Here is an 897-nt window from a genome sequence, read left to right as displayed (position 1 = left end):
ATTCAATATTTAATTTTTCTATTTCAATATTTTTCAATTTTATTTTTAATTGGTAAAATATTTCTTTATTTATAATATCTTTTTGAGTTTTAATTTGTGGATATAATGTTTTTGTTAACCAAAAAATATACATATTTTTTGCTCCATTGCCCATTTCATTTAGATCTTCTAAAGAATAAAATTCATCTTCATTAGATCTAATTCCGCTATCAAAAAAAACAAATAATAGATTATTAGGAGGTTCTTTGATACGCCAACAAAGATCATTTTCATTATTAGTGGTGCTATTATAACAAGGATAATCTAAAGTTAAATAACTAAATATTTGATCAATATTTTTATTTATAACATGAGAAACAATATCTTCTTTTTGTTGAATCCAAATATTATGAATTTTCATATTTAGATTGCATATTTTTTTATTTTCTATTGCCATCACTGGATGATGATTAACCAAAAAAAACAATCCTAAGCTAATAAAGAATAAATTTATTCTACTAAATTGATTTTTTAATTTAAACATTAATTAATCTCCTTTTGATATTTATAATAAAAATAAAACATGCTTTAAATTATTTTAACGTCTTCTATGATTATTTGGTTGATTTTGGTTGATTTGTATTTTTAGATTGTATTGGTTTCGAGCAAAAATTTGTTGATTTATCATTTGAAGATTATTTCCTACAATATTTATTCTGTTTGAAATTAAAGAAATTCTGTTGAAACGTGTTTGAGATTCTAAATTAGTATCATTAAAAACGTTAGTTAATTCTATTATTAAAGTATTTATTTCTTCTTCAAGTTGATGTTTTCTTGCGTCTAAATCTATACCAGGGAAAGCATGCAAACATTTAGTATTAAAAATTAAAAAAAATCCTAATAAAGCAAATAAATAAA

The 897-nt window shown here is 21.1% G+C and carries 2 protein-coding genes; both read right to left on the bottom strand.

All coding sequences use genetic code 11. The features are described from left to right. The coding region (locus ON17_RS00755; RefSeq protein WP_017191575.1) for an SVM family protein at positions 1-523 on the bottom strand (523 nt) is incomplete at its 3' end. A gap of 54 nt (positions 524-577) precedes the next feature. Next, positions 578-897 (bottom strand): hypothetical protein (locus ON17_RS00750; RefSeq protein WP_017191574.1); only part of this gene is annotated, 320 nt, incomplete at its 5' end.

Origin of the sequence: Poinsettia branch-inducing phytoplasma str. JR1 (assembly GCF_000309465.1) — a bacterium.
GTDB classification, from domain to species: Bacteria; Bacillota_I; Bacilli_A; order Acholeplasmatales; family Acholeplasmataceae; genus Phytoplasma; species Phytoplasma pruni.
This window is presented reverse-complemented; position numbering and strand designations above follow the sequence as displayed.